Annotated in this window: 23 protein-coding genes and 1 tRNA gene; 22 read left to right on the top strand and 2 right to left on the bottom strand. The window is 45.1% G+C overall.

The window, feature by feature from the left end; all coding sequences use genetic code 11:
• Positions 1-210: 210 nt before the first annotated feature.
• From hisF to ACN6MV_RS00900, 20 genes are all read left to right on the top strand, one after another.
• On the top strand, positions 211-969 hold the full coding sequence (hisF, locus tag ACN6MV_RS00805) for an imidazole glycerol phosphate synthase subunit HisF (protein ID WP_042123282.1): 759 nt from the start codon (positions 211-213) through the stop codon (positions 967-969).
• Positions 966-1,676 (top strand): bifunctional phosphoribosyl-AMP cyclohydrolase/phosphoribosyl-ATP diphosphatase HisIE, encoded by a 711-nt coding sequence (gene hisIE, locus ACN6MV_RS00810; RefSeq protein WP_419885520.1) that lies wholly within the window; start codon positions 966-968, stop codon positions 1,674-1,676. Before hisF ends, hisIE begins: the two co-directional genes overlap by 4 nt.
• 15 nt (positions 1,677-1,691) lie before the next feature.
• Positions 1,692-2,519, top strand: coding sequence for a histidinol-phosphatase HisJ (hisJ, locus tag ACN6MV_RS00815; protein ID WP_419885521.1), 828 nt, complete (start codon positions 1,692-1,694; stop codon positions 2,517-2,519).
• A 23-nt stretch (positions 2,520-2,542) separates the two neighbouring features.
• Positions 2,543-3,493, top strand: coding sequence for a ribose-phosphate diphosphokinase (locus tag ACN6MV_RS00820; protein ID WP_042123288.1), 951 nt, complete (start codon positions 2,543-2,545; stop codon positions 3,491-3,493).
• A gap of 233 nt (positions 3,494-3,726) precedes the next feature.
• The gene (locus tag ACN6MV_RS00825; protein WP_042123291.1) at positions 3,727-5,466 is read left to right on the top strand and encodes a tetratricopeptide repeat protein; all 1,740 of its coding nucleotides are present in this window, start codon (positions 3,727-3,729) and stop codon (positions 5,464-5,466) included.
• A 194-nt stretch (positions 5,467-5,660) separates the two neighbouring features.
• Positions 5,661-6,614, top strand: coding sequence for a thioredoxin-disulfide reductase (trxB, locus tag ACN6MV_RS00830; RefSeq protein ID WP_419885522.1), 954 nt, complete (start codon positions 5,661-5,663; stop codon positions 6,612-6,614).
• Positions 6,615-6,909: 295 nt separating this feature from the next.
• Positions 6,910-8,337 (top strand): glucuronate isomerase, encoded by a 1,428-nt coding sequence (gene uxaC / locus ACN6MV_RS00835; RefSeq protein ID WP_419885523.1) that lies wholly within the window; start codon positions 6,910-6,912, stop codon positions 8,335-8,337.
• Between the two features lie 57 nt (positions 8,338-8,394).
• Positions 8,395-9,399, top strand: a complete 1,005-nt coding sequence (locus ACN6MV_RS00840; protein WP_042123297.1) for a LacI family DNA-binding transcriptional regulator — start codon at positions 8,395-8,397, stop codon at positions 9,397-9,399.
• A 160-nt stretch (positions 9,400-9,559) separates the two neighbouring features.
• On the top strand, positions 9,560-11,029 hold the full coding sequence (locus ACN6MV_RS00845) for a tagaturonate reductase (RefSeq protein WP_419885524.1): 1,470 nt from the start codon (positions 9,560-9,562) through the stop codon (positions 11,027-11,029).
• Positions 11,030-11,063: 34 nt separating this feature from the next.
• Positions 11,064-12,554, top strand: coding sequence for a UxaA family hydrolase (locus ACN6MV_RS00850; protein WP_076116873.1), 1,491 nt, complete (start codon positions 11,064-11,066; stop codon positions 12,552-12,554).
• 204 nt (positions 12,555-12,758) lie between these two features.
• Positions 12,759-12,986: a DUF1858 domain-containing protein gene (locus tag ACN6MV_RS00855; RefSeq protein WP_419885525.1), complete on the top strand. Its 228-nt coding sequence runs from the start codon at positions 12,759-12,761 to the stop codon at positions 12,984-12,986.
• 40 nt (positions 12,987-13,026) lie between these two features.
• Complete coding sequence (locus ACN6MV_RS00860) at positions 13,027-14,286, top strand: DUF438 domain-containing protein (protein WP_419885526.1); 1,260 nt, start codon at positions 13,027-13,029, stop codon at positions 14,284-14,286.
• Positions 14,287-14,494: 208 nt separating this feature from the next.
• Positions 14,495-15,445 carry an ROK family glucokinase gene (locus tag ACN6MV_RS00865; RefSeq protein WP_042123305.1) on the top strand — a complete coding sequence of 317 codons (951 nt, stop codon included), beginning with the start codon at positions 14,495-14,497 and terminating at the stop codon, positions 15,443-15,445.
• Positions 15,446-15,490: 45 nt separating this feature from the next.
• Positions 15,491-16,390: an RNase adapter RapZ gene (gene rapZ, locus ACN6MV_RS00870; protein ID WP_042123306.1), complete on the top strand. Its 900-nt coding sequence runs from the start codon at positions 15,491-15,493 to the stop codon at positions 16,388-16,390.
• Between the two features lie 57 nt (positions 16,391-16,447).
• The gene (locus tag ACN6MV_RS00875; protein WP_170880206.1) at positions 16,448-17,395 is read left to right on the top strand and encodes a gluconeogenesis factor YvcK family protein; all 948 of its coding nucleotides are present in this window, start codon (positions 16,448-16,450) and stop codon (positions 17,393-17,395) included.
• 144 nt (positions 17,396-17,539) lie between these two features.
• Positions 17,540-18,469 (top strand): DNA-binding protein WhiA, encoded by a 930-nt coding sequence (whiA, locus tag ACN6MV_RS00880; protein ID WP_042123310.1) that lies wholly within the window; start codon positions 17,540-17,542, stop codon positions 18,467-18,469.
• A gap of 97 nt (positions 18,470-18,566) precedes the next feature.
• Complete coding sequence (locus ACN6MV_RS00885) at positions 18,567-18,836, top strand: HPr family phosphocarrier protein (RefSeq protein WP_036687106.1); 270 nt, start codon at positions 18,567-18,569, stop codon at positions 18,834-18,836.
• A 149-nt stretch (positions 18,837-18,985) separates the two neighbouring features.
• The gene (locus ACN6MV_RS00890; protein WP_042123312.1) at positions 18,986-19,741 is read left to right on the top strand and encodes an SIMPL domain-containing protein; all 756 of its coding nucleotides are present in this window, start codon (positions 18,986-18,988) and stop codon (positions 19,739-19,741) included.
• A gap of 124 nt (positions 19,742-19,865) precedes the next feature.
• Positions 19,866-20,969 carry a PdaC/SigV domain-containing protein gene (locus ACN6MV_RS00895; protein WP_419885527.1) on the top strand — a complete coding sequence of 368 codons (1,104 nt, stop codon included), beginning with the start codon at positions 19,866-19,868 and terminating at the stop codon, positions 20,967-20,969.
• Between the two features lie 109 nt (positions 20,970-21,078).
• Positions 21,079-21,717 (top strand): GDSL-type esterase/lipase family protein, encoded by a 639-nt coding sequence (locus tag ACN6MV_RS00900; RefSeq protein WP_042123313.1) that lies wholly within the window; start codon positions 21,079-21,081, stop codon positions 21,715-21,717.
• A gap of 95 nt (positions 21,718-21,812) precedes the next feature.
• Here the strand turns inward: ACN6MV_RS00900 and clpP are convergent, their stop codons facing one another.
• Positions 21,813-22,409, bottom strand: a complete 597-nt coding sequence (gene clpP / locus ACN6MV_RS00905) for an ATP-dependent Clp endopeptidase proteolytic subunit ClpP (protein WP_042123316.1) — start codon at positions 22,407-22,409, stop codon at positions 21,813-21,815.
• A 193-nt stretch (positions 22,410-22,602) separates the two neighbouring features.
• Positions 22,603-22,677, bottom strand: a tRNA-Arg gene (locus tag ACN6MV_RS00910).
• Between the two features lie 334 nt (positions 22,678-23,011).
• Between ACN6MV_RS00910 and ACN6MV_RS00915 the strand changes: the two genes are divergently transcribed.
• Together ACN6MV_RS00915 and gap are read left to right on the top strand one after the other, a co-directional pair.
• Positions 23,012-24,064 carry a sugar-binding transcriptional regulator gene (locus ACN6MV_RS00915; protein WP_042123320.1) on the top strand — a complete coding sequence of 351 codons (1,053 nt, stop codon included), beginning with the start codon at positions 23,012-23,014 and terminating at the stop codon, positions 24,062-24,064.
• A gap of 102 nt (positions 24,065-24,166) precedes the next feature.
• Positions 24,167-25,177 (top strand): type I glyceraldehyde-3-phosphate dehydrogenase, encoded by a 1,011-nt coding sequence (gap, locus tag ACN6MV_RS00920; RefSeq protein WP_036687120.1) that lies wholly within the window; start codon positions 24,167-24,169, stop codon positions 25,175-25,177.
• Positions 25,178-25,290: the final 113 nt, after the last annotated feature.

The raw sequence follows: 25,290 nt of genomic DNA on the forward strand, positions 1-25,290 counted from the left end.
GCCTCTAAGGTTGTGGTCTTGCAATTGTCGCGAGTCCGTCGTCCTGCTAGGAGCAAGAGTCGTGGAAACATAGTGATTATAGGGTGAGTATTGAAGTTGGTCTCGCTTATGCCAACAATCCGGATGTCCAGAGGGCCGTAGACTTTGGTGCCCCCTTGGCTAAGGTGGATCGAAATGATTTAGGAAACACATGGAAAGGAGGAACATCTAATGTTAGCAAAACGTATCATCCCCTGTCTTGACGTTAAGGATGGACGGGTAGTCAAAGGCGTTAACTTTGTGAATTTGCGTGATGCCGGAGATCCGGTAGAATTGGCGGCGCTGTATGACCGTGAAGGCGCGGATGAACTGGTGTTTCTCGACATTTCTGCTTCTGTAGAAGGTCGGGCGACTATGATTGAAGTAGTGCGGCAGACCGCAGGTGAAATCGCCATTCCTTTCACAGTGGGTGGAGGGATCTCTACACCTGATGATATGAAGCGGATCCTTCGTGCAGGTGCAGACAAAATCGGTATTAATACGGCAGCAATTACTAATCCACAGTTAATTCTAGAAGGTGCACGTCGTTTTGGCTCTCAATGTATTGTGGTAGCAATAGATGCTAAATATAACGAGGCCTTTGGTGAATGGGAAGTGTACACGCATGGTGGTCGCAAGCCCACTGGTATTCGTGCTTTGACCTGGGCCAAGGAAGCTGAGAAGCTGGGTGCAGGTGAGATTCTACTCACTAGTATGGATGCAGATGGTACAAAAGATGGCTTCGATTTGAAGCTAACCTCAGCTGTAAGCGACTTGCTCAGTATTCCTGTGATTGCTTCCGGCGGCGCTGGGAAGAAGGAGCATTTTTACGATGTATTTACGGAAGGGAAAGCCGATGCGGGACTGGCGGCGACCATTTTTCACTATAAAGAGATTGCTATTAATGACTTAAAGGCAGACTTGAAGCAAAAAGGGGTAGAGATCCGATGAGCGAAACAGAAAAGAATACATCCAGCCAAAAAGAAGCGCTGGCTGGCATTCGTTGGAATGAAGCAGGGTTGGTGCCTACCGTTGTGCAGGATGCTAACACACTAGAAGTTTTGATGGTTGCTTATATGAATTCGGAATCATTACAGCTCTCGCTGGAAAGTGGTCAGACATGGTTCTGGAGCCGCTCACGCAGTGAGCTTTGGCATAAAGGTGGAACCTCAGGCAACACACAAGCGATCACATCCATATCCTATGATTGTGATAGCGATACATTGCTTGTGAAGGTTGTCCCTGAAGGACCGGCTTGCCATACTGGAGCTACGTCGTGTTTTTTCCGTGAGATTCCTTTGAATAACCAAACCAAGGAATCTCAAAAGTCGTCTCCTGGTAATACGGATGGCGAGCGTTTTGCTGTTCTTGGTGAGCTGGAGCGCGTGATTGCTGAGCGGGAGGTAGAGCGTCCGGAAGGTGCGTATACCACTTATTTGTTTGATAAAGGCGTGGATAAGATCCTCAAAAAGGTAGGCGAGGAAGCCTCCGAGACCATTATTGCCGCCAAAAATAAAGATAACGCCGAGTTGCGTCTTGAAGTTAGTGATCTGATCTACCACTTACTAGTACTGCTGCAGGAGCGCAAGCTTCCGCTGGATGAGATCATGGAAGAATTGAGTACCCGCCACGAGCGCCCACGCCGGGACCAGTACTAGGGAGGGAACTGACGGATGCATATCGATTACCACACGCATCATGAGCGCTGCGGTCATGCCGTGGGCAAGCTTGAGGAATATGTGCAGCGTGGGATAGCGCTTGGACTGCAGCAGTTAGGGTTGTCGGACCACTTGCCGCTCATCCATGTCGATCCCGCTAGCTATTACCCTGAAATGGCTATGCCAATGGCCGAACTGCCTCGTTATGTGGAGGAATGCCTGACGCTGAAGGAACGCTACCGAGGAGTCATAGATCTGCGGGTGGGGCTGGAAGCGGATTATATTGAAGGATACGAAGATCAAATTCGTGAGATTTTATCTCCTTACCCATGGGATTATCTGATAGGTTCCGTGCATTTTCTTGGGGAATGGGATATCACAGACCATCGACAGGTTCATGGCTGGGAAGGCAAGGATGAACTAGAGGTATATCGTCTTTATTATGATGCTGTAAAGAAGTCGGCGTTATCAGGATTATATGATATTATAGGACATATGGATGTTATTAAACGGTTCGGTTATGGTCCACAGACACCAGAAGGAAAAGCAGAGGTGAAAGCGCTGGAGCTGGATACCTTAAAGGTTATAGCGGATAGCGGCATCGCCATGGAGCTGAATGCTTCAGGACTTTCCAAACCATGTGCTGAGATGTTCCCGGCGGAACACCTGCTAGAGGAGGCTTTTAAGCTCGGCATACCGCTTACGCTCGGCTCGGATGCACATGACCCTGCCAAGCTTGGTGACGGCTTGCAAGAGGCACGCAGTATGCTGTGGCACACAGGTTTCCGTGAACTGGCTGTATTTGAGGGACGCCGCCGTACCGCTGTTCCGTTCAAACTATAATTTATAATCCGCAGGAGGGTATTATGCATCATCAACAATTACGTATTTTTTCCGGTTCGTCGAATCCAAAGCTGGCGGCAGATATTGCAGAGCGACTTGGTGTTGAATTGGGGCAGATTAAGCTGACCCGTTTCATGAGCGGCGAGATTTACGTGCATTACGAAGAGAGCATCCGGAACTGCGACGTATTTTTGGTGCAATCCCTATCCCATCCCATTAATGAGATGTTCGTGGAACTGCTCGTGATGATAGATGCCGCCAAACGGGCATCGGCGCGTACAGTAAACATTATTGTACCGTATTATGGATACGCTCGGCAGGAACGTAAGTCTGCACCTCGTGAACCGATCTCGGCTAAGATGGTAGCAGATGTACTTACGACTGCAGGCGCAACCCGTGTGATCACTATCGATTTGCATGCAGCGGCAATTCAAGGCTTTTTCAACATTCCGGTCGATCATCTGACTGCACTTGATTTGATCAGCAGCCATTTGAAAGCCAAGGCTATGTCTGATCTGGTCATTGTCTCCCCGGATGCCGGACGTGCATCTATGGCTGAGAAGCTGGCGAATAAGCTGGATTCCCCTTTTGCCATTATGATTAAGAAGCGTCCTGCCCATAATGAATCGGTAATCACTCATGTCATTGGCGATGTCGAGGGACGTACACCGATCATTATCGAAGACCTGATTGATACAGGAACTACTATTGTGAATGTCGTAGAGGGTTTGAAAGAGAGAGGTGCGAAGGACAGTATCGTCTGTGCGACGCATGGATTGTTCTCAGGACCTGCGTTGCAGCGGCTTGACCATCCCTCTGTTCAGGAAGTGGTCATTACCGATTCTATCGCGCTGCCAGATGATCATTCAAGTCGGTTTACGGTCTTATCGGTTGCACCGATGCTTGCGCAAGCAACACGTATTATTCTTGAGGGCGGTTCGATCGACAAGCTTTTCAGAGACGCGGGAATTTAATTCCCCGTCTTTTTTATTTTTTACTTGAGAAAGTTGCTGTTAATGGAGTGGTAGAGTCTTTCTCAACTTGAGAATCTCGCGGTCACATGTGGTATACTGTGTGAAGATAGCCGCACCCATAAAGGGAACGGAATAGCGATTAAGTTTGGAGCTCCGGTATACCCTATTGGGCGCCGTTCTCCTATTTTTTCGTTAGTATAAGGAAGCTTCTTATAAGGGGGTGCCTTGCTTCCATGATGGAGAGAACTTCAGAGTATGATGCGGAGAATGGTAATGTTATTCCTGTCACTCTGAATGCCAATTTTTTCTTTGAAAGAGCCGTTCGGTCCTTGGATCGCTTTCAATATGATAAGGCATTAAAGAATTTTCGCAAAGCTGTAGAGTACGAACCGGAGAACCCGGTAAATCATTGCAACGTAGCAGGTGTATTATCAGAAATGGGTAATTATGAGGCGTCTAATGACATTTTGACCCATGTCCTAGAGAATATTGATCCTGGAATGACGGAATGTTATTTCTATATGGCTAACAACTTCGCCAATATGGAAAGCTATGAGGAGGCCGAACGTTCACTCGTTACTTATCTCGAAGAAGATGTGAACGGTGAATTTCTGGCCGAATCGGAAGAATTGATGGAACTTCTGCAGTATGAGCTGGATCGTCCTGCACCGCTTATCCGGATTAGAAGCCGGGAAGGGGTAATAGAGCATGAGCGGGCCCGAGCGCTGTTGGAAGAAGGCAAGTTTACACAAGCCGTAACTTTGCTTGAAGAGATTGTGAGCAATACGCCAGACTTCTTGGCGGCGCATAACAACCTAGCCCTTGCGTATTTCTATATGGGGCGTTTCACCAAAGCCAAAGAATGCATCATGCGGGTGCTTGAACAGGACTCAGGGAATTTACATGCACTCTGTAACTTGGCGATCTTTCTGCAGTATGAAGGTGACCGCGGGCAGCTAGCTGGATTGTTACGTCTGTTAGAGACAACTATTCCTTTTCACCAGGAGCATTTGTTCAAAATGGCCACTACCATGGGGATTCTGGGACGGCATAGAACCGCCTACGGTCATTTTCGACGCCTGCTGAAGGATGAAGAAGTCGGCGGTGACGCCAGCTTGTACCATTATTGTGCAGCGGCAGCTAGCAATAGTGGTCTGTACACAGAAGCTCAGCGTTGCTGGCAAAAAGCTGCTAAGCTGGATCCGGAATCGGCTGTGCCGAGGTTTTTTCTGGCTCAGCTGCAGCAAGCGCAGGGAGAAGGTAAAGTGCTCTCTCCTATAAGCTACAACTATCAGCTCCCATTTCAAGAGCAGCTGAAGCTGTGGAAAGACAATAAGGGCAGCTTTGCTGAAGAGGTGCGGAACAATCCACTGCTCCGATCTTCTTTCTTCTGGGCGCTTCGCTACGGCGATGCCAATACGAAGCTTCAGGTTACGGAAGCTCTGCGCTGGATCGAAGATGAAGAAATGTCCGAGATTCTGCAAGGACTTCTGAAGCAACAGCCTTTACAGGAAGAAAAGCTTCAAGAAGCCGCACTTCTCAGTCTGCAACGGCTGATTGGTAGTGTTCCGGAGGAAAAGGTACTTCAGGAAGCCAAAGAAACGCCTACTGCACGTCTGAAGGGATTGCCGGAATGGAGAGAAGATTGGCAAAAAGTCATTGATCAGACAGTAAGTATGATGGACCGGAGATTCGATGCCGTCCAGAAAAAGGATGCTGAATTACTCTGGAAGCAATTCGTGAGCAGCATATATCCGGATGTTCCTTTTATCCGACAAACGGAAGGCTGGTGTGCGGCCTTAGAGTATCTGATCGCAAAAATGCATAACCTTCCAGTCACCTACCGTGAGGTAGCTCAGCGTTACAACGTTTCTGTATCGATGGTCAGTCGCTATGCCCGGCGTATCGATGATGAATGCAGTTTTCAGGGAAGTGTGAGCGACAGTCTTCCCCCATTTACTGAGAATATCTAAATTATCAATGCAGTATTTCGTAGAGACGGAGCCTTCTTTCTAATGAGGGCCCGTTTTCTTCAAAATATAAGGAAGTACAAGTTCTACACCTTTACTTTAAGTCTTATATTTCTCACTTAAACGCTTATCGTTCTTATAAGTACACCGAAGGCGTTTAGGCTTGAAATAAATCCTATTGTGAGGAGGCCACTGTTATGTACAAAACGATTGTAATCGGAACAGGCCCGGCCGGGCTTACTGCTGCTATTTATTTGGCACGTGCCAACCTTAACCCACTTGTAATTGAAGGTATGCAGCCTGGTGGACAACTGACAACGACAACGGAAGTGGAGAACTTTCCAGGTTTTCCAGAGGGGATTCTCGGCCCGGATTTAATGGACAACATGCGGAAGCAGGCTGAACGTTTTGGTGCTGAATTCAAGAATGGTTGGGTGGACTCCGTGGATTTTTCACAGCGTCCATTTAAAGTTACAGTAGATGGATTGGGTGTATTAGAGGCAGAGTCGGTGATTATCTCTACCGGTGCTTCTGCCAGATATTTAGGAATACCAGGGGAGCAGGAGAATGTAGGCCGTGGGGTCAGCACTTGTGCTACTTGTGACGGTTTCTTCTTCCGCAATAAGAAGATCATCGTGATCGGTGGTGGAGACTCCGCGATGGAGGAAGCCAGCTTCCTAACAAGATTCGCTTCCAGTGTAACCGTGGTTCATCGTCGTGATGAGCTTAGGGCTTCGAAGATTATGCAGGATCGCGCACGTGAAAACAGTAAGGTTGCGTGGGCGCTTAATCGCACACCGCTTGAGGTTACAACGGATGAGTCCGGTGTTAAAGGGCTAAAGGTTCGGAACAATGAGACAGGTCTTGAGGAACTCATCGAAGCAGACGGAGTATTTGTCGCGATTGGACATACGCCGAATACGGGTTTCTTGGGAGGTCAGATTACCACGGATACTAACGGTTATATCTTGGTTAATCCAGGTACTACTGAAACGAACATTCCAGGCGTATTTGCTTGTGGTGACGTACAGGATACCCGTTATCGCCAAGCGATTTCTGCAGCAGGCACTGGCTGTATGGCAGCAATGGACGCTGAGAAATATCTTGAAGGCACAATGGTGCATGACTGGAGCGAAAACCTGGGTAGTTAATAGCAAAGTTTAATCGGAATGATTTCAAGCAGGTGATCCTTATCTTAAAGGTCGCCTGCTTTTTTGTGATGGTTAAAATAACTGTAACAATATCCATCAAAAAGGACTTGCGCATTCTTAAAATAGGTTTACAATAAGATTGTAATGTTAACGTGAACAATTTGTAAAAAGCAATTATTTTTAGATTTAATTATAGTTTGTTTTGTTATCAACAAGAAATTCTAAAAACCAATAAATGTTCACGTTAAACTAAATGCAATTCCCATTATGATTATAAAGGAGAGCAGTAAATCTCATGAGCAGAAAATTCATGGATGAGAACTTCTTATTGTCCAGTGAGACAGCAATTCAGCTGTTTCATACCTATGCGAAAGACATGCCGATTATCGACTATCATTGCCACCTCAGTCCACAAGAGATTTATGAGAACAAGACGTTTAACAATATTACCGAAGCTTGGCTGTATGGTGACCATTACAAATGGAGAGTGATGCGGGCAAATGGTGTAGAGGAGAAATACATTACCGGTGACGCCAGTGACTATGATAAATTTCTAGCCTGGTCCAGAACCGTTCCTAAGATTATCGGGAACCCGCTTTATCATTGGACACATTTAGAGCTGCAACGTTTCTTTGGTGTATATGATCTGCTAAATGAGGCTAATGCGCCGAAGATTTGGGATGAAGTGAATAATCAGCTGCAAGGGGAAGGGTATGGAGCAAGAGATCTAATTGTTAGATCGAAAGTTACTGTTGTATGCACCACAGATGACCCTGTAGATACTCTGGAATATCATGAAAAAATCAGTCACTTGAGCGGATTCAATGTCAGCATAGTTCCGGGGTTCCGTCCAGATAAAGCCCTTGAAATCAATCGTCCTACCTTTAAGCCTTGGGTAGCTCAGCTAAGCGAAGTCTCAGGAATGGATGTTGAAAATTATGGTCAGTTTCTAGAAGCATTGGAGAGTAGAGTGAGATTCTTCCATACCAGAGCGGGCCGTGTATCCGACCATGCTTTGGATGCAGTAATGTTTGAGCCAGCTACTTTGGAGGAAGCTGCGGCAATATTTGCTAAGGCGCTTCGTGAAGGCACTGTAAGCGAGAGTGAAGAAAAGAAATATAAAGGGTTCACACTTGTGTTCCTAGGTAAATTATATAGCGAGCTGGATTGGGCAATGCAATTCCATATTCATGCGCTGCGCAATAATAACAGCGTAATGTTCGGACGTCTCGGTCCTGACACGGGTTATGATTCCATCAATGATGGTGTGATTGCTAAGCCGCTGGCAGGTCTACTGGATGCGCTGGATCGTGAGAACGCGCTGCCTAAAACAATTTTGTACTCACTGAATCCAAATGATAATCATGTCATTGCCGGGTTAATGGGCTGCTTTCAAGGAGGCGGAATTCCAGGAAAGATTCAATTCGGAACGGCATGGTGGTTCAATGACAATAAGGATGGCATGCTGGAACAAATGAAGACGCTCGCCAACCTTGGTGTACTTAGCCAATTTGTCGGGATGCTAACAGACTCCAGAAGCTTTTTATCGTATACCAGACATGAGTACTTTAGAAGGATTCTATGTGATCTTATAGGCTCCTGGGTAGAGACTGGAGAAGCCCCAGATGATATGGAACTGCTGGGCGGTATGGTTGAGAACATCTGTTACAATAACGCTGATCATTATTTTAATTTCTCGAAACAGGCATTGGTGACTAGGTAATCGTTATGATATCCTTACATGGAATAGCCAAACCCGTTTGATAAGGAAGGTTGACCCATGGCACCTACAATCAAGGATATCGCCAAGCTGGCGAATGTTTCACATACAACTGTATCAAGAGCACTTAACAACAGTCCCCTAATTAAAGAAGTTACACGTAAAAAAATCGCCGAGATCGCTGCGCAAGTGGGTTATGTCCCCAATTACAATGCTAAAAGCCTTGTGATGCAGCGATCATACACCATTGGCTTGTTCTTCACGAGTATCGCCAACGGCACAACGTCTGGTTTCTTCTCTGACACGATTCGTGGTGTAAATAGTGTCATAGATGTAGAGTATAATCTGTTCATCCGTGGGATCGATGATTATGCGGAATATTCCTCTATTCATCGCAAACGCTTTGATGGAATTATTCTAATGAGCCAGAGTGAAGCAGATAATAAATTCATTTACCATGTGGTCCAGCAAGGCATTCCAATCGTTGTGCTGAATCGGCAGATAGATGACCGTTCCATTATTAACATCATCTCGAATGACCGGGAAGGTGCTTATCATGCAGGAAAACATCTAATTGAAGCCGGGCATCAAGACATTGCGATTATTGAAGGCGTAGAGGGTTTTAAATCCACGCAGGAACGCAGAGACGGTTTTATAAAAGCATTGATTGACCATAATATCCCTGTGCGTAACGACTATATGAAAAGTGGTAATTACGATATGCAAAGCGGATATGAGGCGATGGGCAAGCTGCTGGATTTAGAAAAACCACCAACGGCAGTATTTTGTTCCAATGACGATATGGCGATCGGAGCTATGAAATCTGTGTTCGAGCGAGGGCTGCAGGTGCCGAAGGATGTCTCTATTGTTGGTTTTGATGATATTGGTTTTTCGCTTTTTGCGAATCCATCGCTTACCACGGTCAAACGTCCGATTGAGAAGATCAGTGAGCAAGGTGCACGCCAGTTGTTAAGCTTAATCAAGGAACCTACAGAACAAGATGGACGAATCTCGATCGAGACAGAGCTTATTGAGAGAGAATCGGTTAGGAAGCTGTCAAAATAGTAGGTGGACGCGTATGGCACTCAATCCTTTACAATGGTAAAGGGTTTTAGATAAAATTTTCACGTGTGCATAAATTAATAAAAATAACAATATAAATAATACATTATATAGTTTGTTTAATTAGTTTATCGTGTGCATTAATGAATAGGAGGCGTTTACATTGAAAAAATTGAATAGCGATAGTTGGAAAGCCTACAAGCAATACCCCGAAAAGGTCCTGCAATTTGGTGAAGGCAATTTCATGCGTGCTTTTGTAGATTGGCAGATTCATACGATGAATCAAAAAACGGATTTCAATGGTGGAGTGGTGGTTGTACAACCGCTGGGCAACGGACTTGCAGAAATGCTAAATGCCCAGGACGGTCTATATACGCTTTATCTCCAAGGAATCAAAGACGGAGTAGCGGTAAAAGAACATGAGGTCATCAACTGTATTACGAGAACGCTTAATCCTTTTGCCCAGCATGAGGAGTATATGAAGCTTGCCGAGAATCCAGAGCTGCGCTTTATCGTGTCCAACACCACTGAGGCGGGAATTGCTTTTGAAGCAGGCGACAAGTTAACCGATGCTCCGCAGAGCAGTTTCCCGGGCAAGCTGACAGCCTTATTGTATAAACGTTTTGAATTTTTTAATGGGGATGCTTCTAAAGGTTTTATCATCATTCCATGCGAGCTGATTGACCGAAATGGTGATGAGCTTAAGAAGGTTATTTTAAAATATGCGGACCTTTGGAATCTTGGAGAGGGCTTTGTAGACTGGTTGAACGAAGCCAACACCTTCTGCTGCAGTCTGGTGGATCGCATTGTTCCCGGATATCCAAGAGACACTATCGCCGAGATAACAGAAGAACTCGGTTATGAGGATAAGCTGGTCGTTGTCGGCGAGCAATTCCATCTTTGGGTGATTGAAGGGCCAGAGTGGATTAAAGAGGAGTTCCCTGCTGAATTAGCAGGTCTTAATGTACTGGTAGTCGATGATATAGCGCCTTACCGGACTCGTAAAGTTAGAATTTTAAATGGAGCACACACAGCTATGACACCAGTAGCCTATTTGTACGGCATTGATACGGTTGCCGAGGCAATTGAGCACGAAGAGGTTGGGGCCTACGTGAAGTCCTTAATCTATGATGAGATCATTCCGACACTGGATCTGCCGAAAGAGGAATTGAATTCTTTTGCAGACGCGGTATTGGAACGGTTCTTGAACCCTTATGTGCAGCATTACTTGATGAGCATCTCCCTTAACGCTATCTCGAAATTTAAGACAAGAGATCTGCCTTCTTTATTGCAATATGTAGAGTCCAAGGGACAATTGCCTGAGAAGCTTGTTTTCTCATTGAGCGCATTAATTGCCTTCTATAAAGGACGTAGAGGGGATGAAGAAATTAAGCTTGCGGATGATGCGGATATTTTGGAATGGTTCGCTTCTTTGTGGGGAGGATGGGATGGTACAGACTCTGGGTTACGCGCACTGACTGCTCAGGTACTGTCGGCAAAAAATCGCTGGGGTTGTGATTTAAATGAAATTGCGGGGCTGACTGACAAGGCGGCAGAAGGGCTAATTGCAATTGAGCGAGTAGGGATGAAGCAAGCGCTGCAAATGTTCGTGAAGAGACCTGCGCACAATTAATACACAGGAGGTGGATAACGATATGATCAAGACCATGAAAGAGGTACTACAAATCAATGATGCTGATAACGTAGCGGTTGCATTGAAGGACTATAAGGCAGGCGACACTATCGTAATTGGTTCAAAAGAGATCAAGATTACAGAAGATATCGCCAGAGGTCATAAAATTGCATTAACCAGCATTAGCGAAGGCGAGAATGTGTTGAAATATGGTTATCCAATCGGTCATACCAAAGCACCTATTGCGCCTGGTGAATGGGTGCATACCCATAATACGAAGACCAACCTAACAGGGGTAGAGGAATATACGTTTGAGCAGAAGCTGATACCGAATCCTTTTGCCGATGAGAATTTGACCTTTAAGGGGTACCGTCGCTTTGATGGAACTGTAGGTATTCGCAATGAGCTGTGGATCGTGCCTACAGTTGGTTGTGTGAATGGAGTGGCGGAGCAGATCATCAATATTTTCAAGGCAGAGGTTGGCGATATCGCTCCGTTCGATAACGTGCTCGTACTAAAGCATAACTATGGTTGCTCTCAGCTGGGTGATGATCATGACAATACTCGTACGATTCTGGCTAATGCGGTTAAGCATCCAAATGCGGGCGCCGTACTTGTGCTCGGACTAGGTTGTGAGAACAACAATCTGCATATTTTTAAAGACATGCTGGGTAGTTACGATGAGGATCGTGTGCGTTTTCTTGTCTCGCAAGAGGTTGGGAATGAGATTGAAGAAGGCGTAAAGCTGTTGAAGGAACTCTACAATAACGTACAAGGCGATCATCGGGAAGAAGTCTCGCTCTCTGAGCTGAAAATCGGTCTGAAATGTGGAGGCTCCGACGGTTTGTCCGGTATTACTGCGAATCCTCTGCTAGGACGTTTGTCTGATTATATGGCTGCTCAGGGCGGTACAACTGTACTGACTGAAGTGCCCGAAATGTTTGGCGCCGAAAAGATTCTGATGGAGCGTGCGGCAGACGAAGCTATTTTTCACAAAATTGTCGATCTTATCAACGACTTTAAGCAGTATTTCATGGACTATAAACAACCGGTATATGAAAATCCTTCCCCAGGCAATAAAGCAGGAGGTATTACTACGCTTGAGGATAAATCTCTGGGATGCACTCAAAAATCCGGTAATTCTACGGTAATGGATGTACTCAAGTACGGAGAGCTTATCACTAACAAAGGACTAAATCTTCTTAACGCACCGGGCAATGACCTAGTGGCTTCGTCGGCTCTGGCTGCTGCTGGCTGCCAATTGGTGATCTTTACGACTGGTCGGGGGACACCATTTGGTACATTTGTGCCAACGATGAAGGTATCGACGAATACACCTTTGTATGAAGGCAAACGTCACTGGATTGATTTTAATGCAGGTGTGTTGGTCGAAGACGGTTCTCCAGATGAGGTCCTGCGTGACTTTATTAACTACATTATCAGCGTGGCTAGTGGGGAATGGGTAAATAATGAGAAGAATAACTTTCGTGAGATTTCCATATTTAAAACAGGAGTAACGCTATAATAAATGAACATTTACCAATCAAGCTGTCCCTTATGCTTTTTAAGCGTAGGGGGCAGTTTTTTTAGTTTCGGACTATACATAATCCATCTTTAAAAAGAACGATAATTGCTTTCTTCTAATTTAGTGATTGCAATCACTATTGCCTTATACGGCCTGTGCTAATCTGTTGTTGAGAATAGTTCTCATATAAAGGAGAAGAGTCCAATGGAAAAAATGCTGCGAATGGATGAGTCTATCTTCGAGATGGTATCCCGGCATCCGGAGGTCGTTGAGATTATGGTAGAGCTGGGCTTTAAGGACATTGCTAAGCCAGGTATGCTGCAGACCGCTGGCCGTTTCATGACCTTATCCAAAGGAATCAAGCTGAAGAAAATGGATCTCGAAACCGTGAGGTTAGCATTTGAACGACATGGCTTCGAGATTATGAAATAAAGACATCTATCATCAAAATATCATTAAGGAGAGATCAATAATGAGTGAACTGATAAATAACCGCGAGGTTGATGTGCCGGAGCAAACTCGTCGCCAAGCCATGCTCAAGGAGATTATTAAAGAACTGCATGCAGGCAAAAGCATTGAAGAGGTGAAGGCGCGCTTCGAGGAAGCTGTAGGCGATGTAACCGTAGCGGAAATCTCAGCTATGGAGCATTCATTAATGACCGAAGAGGGGATTCCGGTATCTGAGGTACAGCGGCTTTGTTCGGTCCATACAGCGATTTTTAAAGGTTCTATTGAGCAAATTCACCGTTCATCTAAGCCTGAGGAGCAGCCAGGGCATCCAGTACACACCTTCAAGCTGGAAAACCGCGAGATAGAAAGACTTGTGAACTTCCGTTTAGATTTACACGCAACCAAATTTCAGAAGAACGACAGTGAAGAACTTATCTTCAAGTTATTGGAAAATTTAAGCTTATTGCTAGATCTTGATAAACACTACAGCCGTAAAGAGAATCTGCTATTTCCTTACCTTGAAAAGTATGGGATTTATGGACCGACCAAGGTCATGTGGGGAGTCGATGATAATATCCGCCGTATGATAAAAGAGGCCAAAGCAGCACTTAGCGCGTATACCGGAAACGCTGCAGAAATTGGAGCTCAAGTTACGGAGATTATCCAGGAAGTAAATGAAATGATCTTTAAAGAAGAGAATATTCTACTGCCTATGGCGCTGGACAAACTGACTGAAGACGAATGGGTCAAAATCGCTCGGGAGAGCGATGAGATTGGTTTCTGTCTAACCGCACCGGAGCAGGAATGGGTCCCAGAGCGCGCCGAAGAGCCGGAAGGTGCAGTGCTGGGAGAAGCAGAGGGAGTAACTCCGCAAGAAGGGTTCATACGTTTTGAGACAGGGCTGTTGTCACTGCATCAGCTGGAGACCGTACTCAATCATCTGCCGGTAGATCTGACATTCATTGATGAAAATGATGTTGTGCGGTATTTTTCACACGGCAAGGAACGTATCTTTGCCCGAACTAAGGCAGTTATCGGCCGTACGGTACAGAACTGTCATCCGCCTCAAAGTGTTCATGTGGTGGAGAAGCTTCTGGAAGACTTTAAGGCAGGACATAAGGACGCTGAGGACTTCTGGATCAACATCAAGGATAAATTTATCTATATCCGTTATTTCGCTGTCCGCGACGAGACAGGCCGGTATATGGGAACGCTAGAGTTTACACAGAATATCGCACCCATCCGTGCACTGGAGGGGCAGAAGCGTATTCTATCAGAATAATGGGTGCTAATGGAAAATTTCCAGATAATAATATGGGAAGAAGACTCTCTTGCTTTGGCGCAAGAGGGTCTTTTTAGAATATAATAGAGTATACTATTGAAATAAGGAATTCCCGGGTGTGTTGTCTTTCCTTGACCACAGAGGGGGCTTCTATTATAGTTGGTACTTAGGATTAACTATTTTAGTATAAAAAAAGGTGGCTTGTTACATGTCTGAGAATATCTACGTTGGCGTGGATTTGGGTGGAACTGCAATTAAGGTTGGAATCTGCAATGCTGAGGGAACTCTACTACATACTTATGAGGGACCGACAGGAACTGCAGAAGGTGTCGATACTGTTATCGATAATATCGAGAAGTATGTACGCCAAATTGTGGAGGATTCCCCGTACTCTTGGGATCAGCTTGCAGGTGTAGGCGCGGGCGTAGCAGGGTTCACAAATATTCGTGAAGGAATCATCATTCTTGCGCCCAACATAGGATTTAAAGATGTGCCGATTCGCTCCATTTTGGAAGATCGCTGGAACAAGCCTGTCAAAATAGACAATGATGCGAACGTGGCTGCGCTGGGTGAAGCTTGGAGTGGTGCAGGTCGCGGGATTGAGAACTGTGTTTGCTATACCCTTGGAACAGGTGTGGGTGGCGGAATCATTATTAATGGAAAGATTTATCAAGGTTTCGCGGGTCTAGCGGGCGAGCTTGGCCATATCACTGTAGTGCCGGATCTGGAAGCTATTCAATGTGGTTGTGGCAATATGGGATGTCTGGAAACCGTTTCCTCTGCAACAGGTATTATTCGTATGGCTAATGATGCAGTCGCTCGTGGTGATCGTACTTCCCTTTCTCAGGTAGAGAAGATTGCAGCGAAGGAAGTATTTGATGCGGCTAAAGCTGGTGATGAAGTAGCGATTCGTATAGTAAACCGTGCAGCTTACTATCTGGGTAAATCTATGGCTTCTGTTGCGGCCGTGCTTAACCCTGAGGTCTTTATCATTGGTGGTGGTGTGTCTAAAGCTGGAGATATTCTATTTGATGAAGTTCGTCGCGTGTTCGCTAAGCTCGCACCAGCTCCGCTTCAGACGGGTGTTTCGATTATCCCTGCGGAGCTTGGCAATGATGCAGGTATTGTTGGTGCTGCAGGCCTTCTGCTTCGTTCTTAAAAGATAGGGAGTATTCATATACTAATTTAGGGAGGGGACGCTTTAATGACCGAATTGGACAATACTCCAACGGCTGGAGCCACCCTGATCATTATTACCGGAATGTCAGGTGCGGGTAAGACAATTGCTGTGCAGAGTCTGGAAGACCTAGGGTTCTTCTGTGTCGATAATTTACCGCCGGTGCTGATCCCTAAGTTTGCAGAACTGATTGAGCAGTCGAAGGGTAAGATCGCCAAGGTAGCACTTGTGATTGACCTGCGCGGCCGGGAATTCTTCACTGCTTTGTCCGAGTCTCTAGCCTATATCAAAGATGAGTCAACCATTGGCTGTGAAATCTTGTTCTTGGATGCTACGGATTCGGTACTTGTGCAGCGTTACAAGGAAAGCCGGCGTCATCATCCTCTAGCACCCAAGGGACTTCCGCTTGACGGTATCAAGCTGGAACGTAAAATGCTTGAGGAATTAAAGAATTCAGCCACATTATGTCTGGATACTAGCAGTATGAAACCAGTGCAGCTTAAAGAGAAGATTGTATCTCGGTTCTCGCATTTAGGAAAAAGCACACTTTCCGTCAATATTACATCGTTCGGATTTAAGTATGGTATTCCTATTGATGCAGACCTCGTCTTCGATGTTCGCTTTTTGCCTAACCCGCATTATGTGGATCACCTGCGGCCAAAAACAGGTCAGGACAGCGATGTTTATGACTATGTAATGAAGTGGCCTGAAACACAGGTGTTCCTGACCAAACTGCTCGATATGCTTCATTTCTTAATTCCGCAATATCGTAGGGAAGGTAAATCCCAGATTATTATCGGCATTGGCTGTACAGGCGGAAAACACCGTTCAGTAGCCATTTCGGAATATTTGGGTAAAATGCTGGGCGTCAGCGAAACGGAATCCGTAGCGGTTAGTCATCGGGATTCCGAGCGTGATCGGCACTAATGAGAGAAGGGGTCCATAGTGGCTGAAGAACAAAGACAGCGTCCACGTATCGTCGTTATGGGCGGTGGTACGGGGTTATCTGTCATGCTTCGCGGCTTAAAAGAAAAGCCGCTAGATATTACAGCTATAGTTACGGTAGCGGATGATGGAGGAAGCTCGGGCATTTTGCGCAGTGAACTGCAAATGCCACCTCCTGGGGACATCCGTAACGTATTAACAGCTATGGCTGATGTGGAACCGCTCATGGCGGATATTATGAGATATCGTTTCAACACGGGTGAAGGCTTGGCGGGTCATAGTCTTGGTAATCTAATCCTTGCTGCGCTTACAGATATATCTGGTGATTTTGTCACAGCTGTTCGCGAGCTTAGCCGATTATTCGCTGTTCGTGGACGGGTATTGCCCGCTGCGGGAGATGCCGTTGTGTTACGTGCAGAAATGTCGGACGGTACGATTATCACAGGTGAGTCTAAGATACCGGAAGCCGGCGGGATCATTAAACGGGTATCTTTGGAGCCTGCTGATGTGGAACCGTTGCCTGAAGCACTTGAAGCGATTCGAAACGCTGATGCGATTCTTTTGGGACCAGGAAGTCTCTATACGAGCATTCTTCCGAACCTACTTGTTCCAAAGCTAGCAGAAGCCGTTGTATCTTCGGATGCAATCAAAATCTTTGTCTGCAATGTAATGACTCAGCCTGGCGAAACGGATAATTATACCGTAAATGATCATCTACAAGCCGTTTATGATCATATTGGAATTCATTTATTCGATTATGTTATTGTCAATGACGGTGAAATTCCAGAGCAGGTCCAGACGAAGTACGCAGAGAAGGGCGCACGTCCGGTACAACTCGACAAGGATGTACTAGATGGCAGTGGGTATAAAGTCATCGCGGATAAGCTAGTGTTATTCCGAACTTACTTAAGGCATGATACCGATAAACTTAGTCATCATATCTACCAGCTTGTGCAAGATTGGATAAACAGGAACCCTAGGGTATAACTTAAAAATATAAGAAAATATAAGTTTTACACCTATACTTTCTTATATTTCTCGCATAAACGCTTACCGTCCTCAAAAGGACGCCGAAGGCGTTTATGCTTGTATATATGAATGACGTACTTATTTCAGAAAGAGGTGAGACCCTTGTCTTTTGCGGCCCTTACCAAAAAAGAGCTGACGATGGTGGAGAGTGAGCCCTGTTGTGAGAAGGCGGAAATGTCAGCACTTATCCGTATGAATGGATCTGTGCAGCTTTCAAGCAAAAAGGTTATTCTCGACATTTCGACGGAGAACGCCGCGATTGCAAGGCGGGTATATTCTTTGCTTAAGAAATATTACCAGGTCCATATTGAGCTACTCGTGCGTAAAAAAATGCGTTTGAAGAAAAATAACGTTTATATCGTTAGAATTCCTAGTCGCGTACAGGAGATCCTAAATGACCTCAGAATTGTGTCCGAAGGATTTATTTTTACCGACGGTATTGATAAAGAGATTGTTGGGAATAACTGCTGTAAGCGTGCTTATTTACGCGGTGCCTTTTTGGCGGGCGGATCGGTTAATAATCCGGAGGGTTCCTCTTACCATTTGGAGATTTCCTCGATGTATGAGGAGCATTGTAAGGCGCTTGTCGATCTAGCTGGTGAATTTCACCTAAACGCACGCTGCATTGAACGTAAAAAAGGGTTCATTCTATACATTAAAGAAGGCGAGAAGATTATCGAATTCTTAAGTTTGATCGGGGCGCATCAAGCGTTGTTCAAATTTGAGGATGTAAGAATTATGCGGGATATGCGTAATTCCGTGAATCGGATCGTGAACTGCGAGACCGCGAATCTCAATAAAACGATAAGTGCCGCGGTGCGGCAGATTGAAAATATCAAACTGCTGCAGCGAGAAGTAGGACTGGAGAGCTTGCCGGATAAATTGCGAGAAGTTGCAGAAATTCGAATGGCACATCCAGATATCAACCTTAAAGAGGTTGGTGAAATGCTGAAAGGTACAGTTAGTAAGTCCGGAGTAAATCATCGGCTTCGTAAGATTGATGAACTGGCGGACAAGGTTCGCGGCGGCTAGTCACTTTTTTTCTAGTGTGGTTTACGTTATAATGATATAATAATATAAAATTAATGTGAAATTTTTGGGGAGAACTCAATTAGGGGGTAAGCGTTTCATGACAAAGCACCCGGTAGTTGTTCGGTTGAAGACAGGGCTACACGCTCGACCGGCAGCATTGTTTGTGCAAGAAGCTAACAAGTTTTCGTCGGAGATTTTCGTGGAAAAAGACGATAAAAAAGTAAACGCCAAAAGTATTATGGGTATTATGAGCCTAGCGATCAGTTCCGGCACGGAGATCTATATCAGCGCGGATGGTGCAGACGCGGATCAAGCTGTAAACGCTTTGACGAGTCTCGTCAGCAAAGAAGAGCTTGAAAACCAATAATATTTTGAGATGACTTTTTATCGCATGACTAAAAAGCCCCTAGGGGCTTTTTTTAATACCAAAAAATAGATTTACGTGTGCAACATTTACCAAAAAGACTCGTCTAGAGGATAATAACAAATCACAAAAGATGAAAGGGGCTGGCAAATATGAAAGGTTTGGTTAAAAAGATTGGTTCAGTGTTGATCGTAGGGAGTTTGTTAATTGGAGGGATTAGCATGAGTGGTGCCTTCCAAGGTCCTGCAAAGGCTTACGCAGATGAAGTGCAGAAAAATGTCGTTAGTGTAGTAGGTAAAGGTGAATTGTCCATCAAGCCGGATATTGTATACTTGTCCATCGGTGTAGATACTACGGCTGCAACTGCACAAGAAGCGCAAAAAACAAATGCTGCTAAAATCCAAAAGATCACTACACTACTGAAAGGGACTTGGAAAATCGCAGACAAGGATATTCAAAGTACCCAATTTTATGTGCAACCCAACTATAGTTATAGCGAAAAAGATGGACAGCAAGTGAAGGGATACAACGCGAATCATACGCTGTTAGTGTCTTATAGAGATCTGACCAAGGTTGGTGAATTGCTGGATGCTGCATCTGCGGCAGGGGCAAATAATATCGGAAATGCACGTTTTTCAGTGGAAGATACTTCTGCCTTTGAAGCTCAGGTGATTGAAAAGGCGATGGCGAACGCAGATGTTAAAGCAGGAGCTATTGCTAAGGCAGCTAGACGTAGCTTGGGTCAAGTAATCACAGTCAGCCAAAATGATGGTAATGTTACTCCGGTTTATTTTGAGCAGAATCTAAAAATGGAAATGGCTGCAGCAGATGCTGGTGCAAGCACATCCGTTCAACCGGGAGTAGTTAAAGTTACAACACAGCTGAGCGTAATGTATGAATTGAAATAGTAGCAGAACAAGATGTGTGTAGAGAGGAGAGGTGCTCTTCCGCTAGTAATAGTGGGGGGTGCCTCTTTTTTTTGCGTAAAATCTCTAAGATTATGTTTAATAAACTGGAAAGGGGAGGAAAAATATGATGATGAATTTCTCAAAAGAAATAGTACGCAAATGGGGCATAGGCTTGATGTCGGCGGGGTTATTGCTTGGTGGAGGATTACTGCCTGTTGAGACTGGTTATGCAGCATCGGATCAGACGAAGAGTGTGGCTATTGCTTCAAGTATAGTTTTGAAGGCAAACGGGATGATTTCTCAGCAGACAGGTATTTTGCAGGAAGGGAAGGCATGGGTGCCGATCACCTTTATACGTGATGTGCTGCGATTACCACTTACTTATGATAAAAAAGAAAATGCATATACGATTGGAAAGGGAACGATAAAAACTAAGTTCATGTTATCTAGCTATGGAAATTCTATTTGGGTGAACAATTATTACATTCGAGAATATGAAGGAAAGCTAATTAACAATCGGCTTTATGTTCCATCAGGCCTGTTGAATGATTATTTGGGTTATAAAGTAGATTGGAGTCGGGACTCTGGTAGGCTGAACGTGGTGAACAGACCACTGAACGTGCTGACAGTAACCACTGAAACCTATGCTAAGGATCGGCAAGAGGCTTTTATCCAGCTTGATTATCCGAAGATCAGTGGATTAAGTAATTCCAATGCGCAGCAGGCAATTAATAATACTTTGAAGGAAAGTGTTATGAAATTTGCGGCTGGTGCAGAACAGGATATCTCCGATCGGACCGGGTCAGAGCCTAAGTATACCTATGATATAGATTATGTGGTGACCTACAATCAGAATGGTGTGATCAGTTTAGTGATGTCACAGTATAGCGATACGGGCGGCGCTCATGGCATGACTAATCGTGAGGCATTTACTTTTTCACTTAAGGATGGCAAACGTCTATTGCTGGGTGATTTGTTTGGTGCTAATCCCAACTACAAACAACAGCTAAATGCCAAGCTGAACAAGCTGGTAAAAGCGGAGGAAAGTTATTTGGGAGGATTCAACGGATTGAATACGGAGAAGTATTTTTATCTGAAGGATGATCAGGTCGTGCTGTTCTTCCAATTGTATGAATACACAGCTTATGCTGCGGGATTCCCGGAATATCCCTTTACTTTCAAAGAACTGTTGCCGGAAGGCGGTAGCCCATTTGCTGCTGTAAAATAAATAGAGAAGTTGTAACCGCTAGTGTCACCACTGGACATCTCCCCCTTACCAGAATCACCTCGAATTCATATGCTAAATGGAGTAACTAGTTTATGAACGGGGGAGAGCTATGAGCTATCAATACACTGCAATTGGCGATTCCTTGACGACTGGATTTGGCGCTCTGCCAGGTAACGGTTTTGTACCGGTGTACCGTAGAATGGCGGAAGGGAGACTGCGTTCTAATGTAGCCTCTACGAATTTGGGCGTGAATGGATTGACTACTTCTGAACTGGAACAGCGGCTACGGGGGAGTGCAATGACTCGCGAAGCCATTCGAGCAGCCGACATCATCACTCTATCCATCGGTGGCAACGATTTAATCCATGCTGCGAAGGCTGTAGCTAGACAACCTGAAAATTTATCTAAAGAGCTGCGAAGATCATTGCAAGAATGCAAACAAAATTTTGCTGCAATTATGAGTATCCTCTTCCAATTGAAGACGGGAACGCGTAGACCTTTTATCATTCGGATTGTGGGACTGTATAATCCTTATCCTCAGGTAGTGGGTGCTACAGAGTGGGTGCGGCAGTTTAACCGCTATGCCTCACAGTACAGTAGCCGAGTATGTGGGTTTGCTTCTATCTATAGTGAGTTTGCAGGAAATGAGAGAGGGCTATTATCGATTGACCACTTACATCCGAATGGCCGAGGCTACCGTGTGATTGCTGAGAAACTCGATGCGCTTGGATATGGCGGTTTGATTTAACTGAGATTCGTATGGAGTGGTGGTCTGAAAAGTAAAGAGGCTGTGCGCTAACCATCAAGTGGATAGGGCACAGCCTCTTTGCGTTGTTTTATAGCTTACACACCGCTAGGCAGTGTTTTCTCGATGACTTTATCAACGATACCGTAAGTTGCCGCGTCTGCAGCAGTCATGAAGTAATCACGATCTGTATCCTTCTCAATACGTTCTAGCGGTTGACCCGTACGTTCTGCAAGAATACGATTCAACTTATCACGCAATTTGAGGATACGGCGGGCACGGATTTCGATATCCGTTGCTTGACCTTGAGCACCACCCAGAGGTTGGTGAATCATGATCTCACTGTTAGGCAGTGCGAAGCGTTTGCCTTTAGCGCCAGCGTTAAGTAGGAATGCTCCCATGGAAGCTGCCATACCTACACAGATGGTGGAAACATCCGGTTTAATGTACTGCATTGTATCAAAAATAGCCATACCTGCAGTAATGGAACCGCCGGGGCTATTCACGTAAAGGTGAATGTCCTTATCCGGATCTTCGGCAGCCAAGAACAGCATTTGTGCGATGATAGAATTGGCTACCACGTCATTAACCTCCGTTCCAAGGAAAATGATGCGGTCCTTCAGCAGGCGGGAATAGATGTCATAAGCGCGCTCACCGCGGTTGCTCTGTTCTACTACCATAGGAATATAACTCACGTGGAAAACCTCCTTGATATTGGTTCTTCAAATGTATTCATTTTTACTCTTGCCGTATTACCCACATGATAAACAAATTCAAACAAAAAGTCAAAGAAAGTCAAACTTATATTCAAAAAAAAGAGCCGACACGCGGCTCTTTGGTTAAGTAGTAGTATAGGCACTACTAAATTATGTACAAAAGTGAAATTAATGGCGCGCCCGCCAAGAATCGAACTTGGATCTCAGGCTTCGGAGGCCTACGTCATATCCATTGGACCACGGGCGCAACAAAAATGATTATAATACAATTTCTTTGCAATTGCAATGAATTAATAATGCTGTGCACGGACTCTACCCCTTGTCTTCAAGGTGGACAAGCGTATATTGTCTTTCACTGAGCGATAGAATCTGGATTGTTAATGACAGGTTTTAGGAACCGTACCTCTTTCCCGATCTTATAAATGTATAAGAAGACAAGCGCTTGAGAATTCTACTCTCGGAAGACTTGCACTTCGAGCAATATTTGGTTAGAATATGAGTGGGACTTAAAAAGTTTACCCGGGACATTTTGAGACCATGAACAAGGGAATAGAGGAAGACGAAGTTGCAGGAGTGAAAGTATGCGTAATTTATTAGATATCCAAAAGCAGCTTCTGCCTGATCTCATGGAAACCCTTAAGAGACGGTACACGATTCTTCATCAGATCATGCTGTCCGATATTATTGGGCGCAGAACGCTTGCCGCTTCGCTTGATATGACTGAGCGGGTACTGCGTGCCGAGACGGATCTTCTGAAATCGCAAGGGCTCATTGAGATCGAGAGCGTTGGTATGCGCATTAGCGCTGCTGGACGTAGGCTGCTTGATTTGCTAGAGCCGGTCGTTAAGAGCCTGTTTGGTCTGGATGAGCTGGAAGAGAAAATTCGGGCAACGTATGGTCTGGATAAAGTTATTGTGGTGCCGGGTGATTGTGAGTCATCGCCATTCACCAAACGTGAACTCGGCCGAGCAGGTGCAAAAGCGCTGCTTAGTGTACTTCGTACAGATGATATTGTTGCTGTCACTGGTGGATCAACGCTTGCCGATATGGCTGATCAACTGACACCGCCGTTATCCCTTTCCTATAAGAACGCTTGGTTTGTTCCGGCGCGTGGTGGATTAGGAGAGAGTATGGAGATTCAAGCCAATACGATTGCCTCAACAATGGCAAAACGGGTAGGAGCGAATTACCGGTTGCTGCATGTACCTGATTTACTTAGTGGGGATGCCTACCAGTCACTAGCACTTGACTCTAATATTGGAGAGATTGTACAAATCATCCGCAGTTCGCGTATTATTGTACATGGGATTGGGGATGCCATTGAAATGACTCGCCGCCGCAAGCTGGATGAGGCAACTGTCTCAGAAATCCAGGGTGAGGGAGCCGTGGCTGAATCCTTTGGGTATTACTTTAACGAAGATGGTCAGGTTGTCCATACGATGCTTACGATGGGACTACGTCTAGAAGATATTGTTCGGACGGAGACAGTCATCGGTATTGCTGGAGGCAAACCAAAGGCCAAAGCCATTCATGCCATGCTGCGTTTCGGGCAGGAGAATATACTCGTCACCGACGAGGCTGCTGCTGTGGAAATCGGCAAGGAAATTGATAATCAGTTACAGATATCCTCGTAACTCACTAGAACATATATCTTGCATCATACTTAACATTGTTGTCATGACAGGCTTCACGGTCTGTTTTGAATAAATAAAACGAATTCTAGGAGGAACTATTCAATGAGTGTAAAAGTTGGAATTAACGGATTTGGACGTATTGGACGCCTTGCTTTCCGCCGTATTCAAAATGTAGAAGGTATCGAAGTGGTAGCAATCAACGACTTGACTGACGCTAAGATGCTTGCTCATTTGCTTAAATATGATACAACTCAAGGTAAATTCCAAGGTGATGTTGAAGTGCATGATGGCTTCTTCAAAGTCAATGGCAAAGAAGTTAAGGTTCTTGCTAACCGCAACCCTGAAGAATTGCCATGGGGCGACCTAGGCGTTGATATCGTACTTGAGTGCACAGGTTTCTTCACAACTAAAGAAGCAGCTGAAAAACACTTGAAAGGTGGAGCTAAGAAAGTAGTTATCTCCGCTCCAGCTACTGGCGACATGAAAACTGTCGTTTACAACGTTAACGATGACATTCTTGATGGTACTGAGACTGTTATTTCCGGCGCATCTTGCACAACGAACTGCCTAGCTCCAATGGCAAAAGTATTGAACGACAAGTTCGGTATCGTTGAAGGCTTAATGACTACAATTCACGCTTACACTGGTGACCAAAACACTTTGGATGCTCCACACGCTAAAGGTGACTTCAGACGCGCTCGTGCAGCAGCTGAGAACATCATTCCTAACACTACTGGTGCTGCTAAAGCAATCGGTCTTGTTATTCCAGAACTTAAAGGTAAATTGGATGGTGCGGCTCAACGTGTTCCAGTTGCAACTGGTTCCCTGACTGAGCTTGTAACTGTTCTTGATAAGAGCGTTACTGTTGAAGAAATCAACGCAGCAATGAAAGCAGCTTCCGATCCAGACACTTATGGTTACACTGAAGATGAAATCGTATCTTCCGATATCAAAGGTATGACTTTCGGATCCCTGTTCGATGCTACACAAACTAAAGTATTGACTGTTGGCGACAAACAACTCGTTAAGACTGTTGCTTGGTATGACAATGAAATGTCCTACACTGCACAATTGGTTCGTACTTTGGAGAAATTCGCTAAAATCGCTAAGTAATTGACTTGATATAAGTAACATCTATAGAGCGGAAACAGAAGTTCCTTGTTTCCGCTCTTTCTAAATGTATTTCTTGTTTCCTGCTAGAAACAACTTTGGGTGTGGAGGAATTA

The sequence above is a fragment of the Paenibacillus sp. B-A-8 genome, from assembly GCF_048572915.1.
GTDB lineage: Bacteria > Bacillota > Bacilli > Paenibacillales > Paenibacillaceae > Paenibacillus_AQ.

What these genes read in the sequence shown, in the direction of transcription:
- hisF (WP_042123282.1), top strand. Translation starts at nt 211, where the DNA reads ATGTTAGCAAAACGTATCATCCCCTGTCTTGACGTTAAGGATGGACGG.
- hisIE (WP_419885520.1), top strand. Translation starts at nt 966, where the DNA reads ATGAGCGAAACAGAAAAGAATACATCCAGCCAAAAAGAAGCGCTGGCT.
- hisJ (WP_419885521.1), top strand. Translation starts at nt 1,692, where the DNA reads ATGCATATCGATTACCACACGCATCATGAGCGCTGCGGTCATGCCGTG.
- ACN6MV_RS00820 (WP_042123288.1), top strand. Translation starts at nt 2,543, where the DNA reads ATGCATCATCAACAATTACGTATTTTTTCCGGTTCGTCGAATCCAAAG.
- ACN6MV_RS00825 (WP_042123291.1), top strand. Translation starts at nt 3,727, where the DNA reads ATGATGGAGAGAACTTCAGAGTATGATGCGGAGAATGGTAATGTTATT.
- trxB (WP_419885522.1), top strand. Translation starts at nt 5,661, where the DNA reads ATGTACAAAACGATTGTAATCGGAACAGGCCCGGCCGGGCTTACTGCT.
- uxaC (WP_419885523.1), top strand. Translation starts at nt 6,910, where the DNA reads ATGAGCAGAAAATTCATGGATGAGAACTTCTTATTGTCCAGTGAGACA.
- ACN6MV_RS00840 (WP_042123297.1), top strand. Translation starts at nt 8,395, where the DNA reads ATGGCACCTACAATCAAGGATATCGCCAAGCTGGCGAATGTTTCACAT.
- ACN6MV_RS00850 (WP_076116873.1), top strand. Translation starts at nt 11,064, where the DNA reads ATGAAAGAGGTACTACAAATCAATGATGCTGATAACGTAGCGGTTGCA.
- ACN6MV_RS00855 (WP_419885525.1), top strand. Translation starts at nt 12,759, where the DNA reads ATGGAAAAAATGCTGCGAATGGATGAGTCTATCTTCGAGATGGTATCC.
- ACN6MV_RS00860 (WP_419885526.1), top strand. Translation starts at nt 13,027, where the DNA reads ATGAGTGAACTGATAAATAACCGCGAGGTTGATGTGCCGGAGCAAACT.
- ACN6MV_RS00865 (WP_042123305.1), top strand. Translation starts at nt 14,495, where the DNA reads ATGTCTGAGAATATCTACGTTGGCGTGGATTTGGGTGGAACTGCAATT.
- rapZ (WP_042123306.1), top strand. Translation starts at nt 15,491, where the DNA reads ATGACCGAATTGGACAATACTCCAACGGCTGGAGCCACCCTGATCATT.
- ACN6MV_RS00875 (WP_170880206.1), top strand. Translation starts at nt 16,448, where the DNA reads ATGGGCGGTGGTACGGGGTTATCTGTCATGCTTCGCGGCTTAAAAGAA.
- ACN6MV_RS00885 (WP_036687106.1), top strand. Translation starts at nt 18,567, where the DNA reads ATGACAAAGCACCCGGTAGTTGTTCGGTTGAAGACAGGGCTACACGCT.
- ACN6MV_RS00890 (WP_042123312.1), top strand. Translation starts at nt 18,986, where the DNA reads ATGAAAGGTTTGGTTAAAAAGATTGGTTCAGTGTTGATCGTAGGGAGT.
- ACN6MV_RS00895 (WP_419885527.1), top strand. Translation starts at nt 19,866, where the DNA reads ATGATGATGAATTTCTCAAAAGAAATAGTACGCAAATGGGGCATAGGC.
- ACN6MV_RS00900 (WP_042123313.1), top strand. Translation starts at nt 21,079, where the DNA reads ATGAGCTATCAATACACTGCAATTGGCGATTCCTTGACGACTGGATTT.
- ACN6MV_RS00915 (WP_042123320.1), top strand. Translation starts at nt 23,012, where the DNA reads ATGCGTAATTTATTAGATATCCAAAAGCAGCTTCTGCCTGATCTCATG.
- gap (WP_036687120.1), top strand. Translation starts at nt 24,167, where the DNA reads ATGAGTGTAAAAGTTGGAATTAACGGATTTGGACGTATTGGACGCCTT.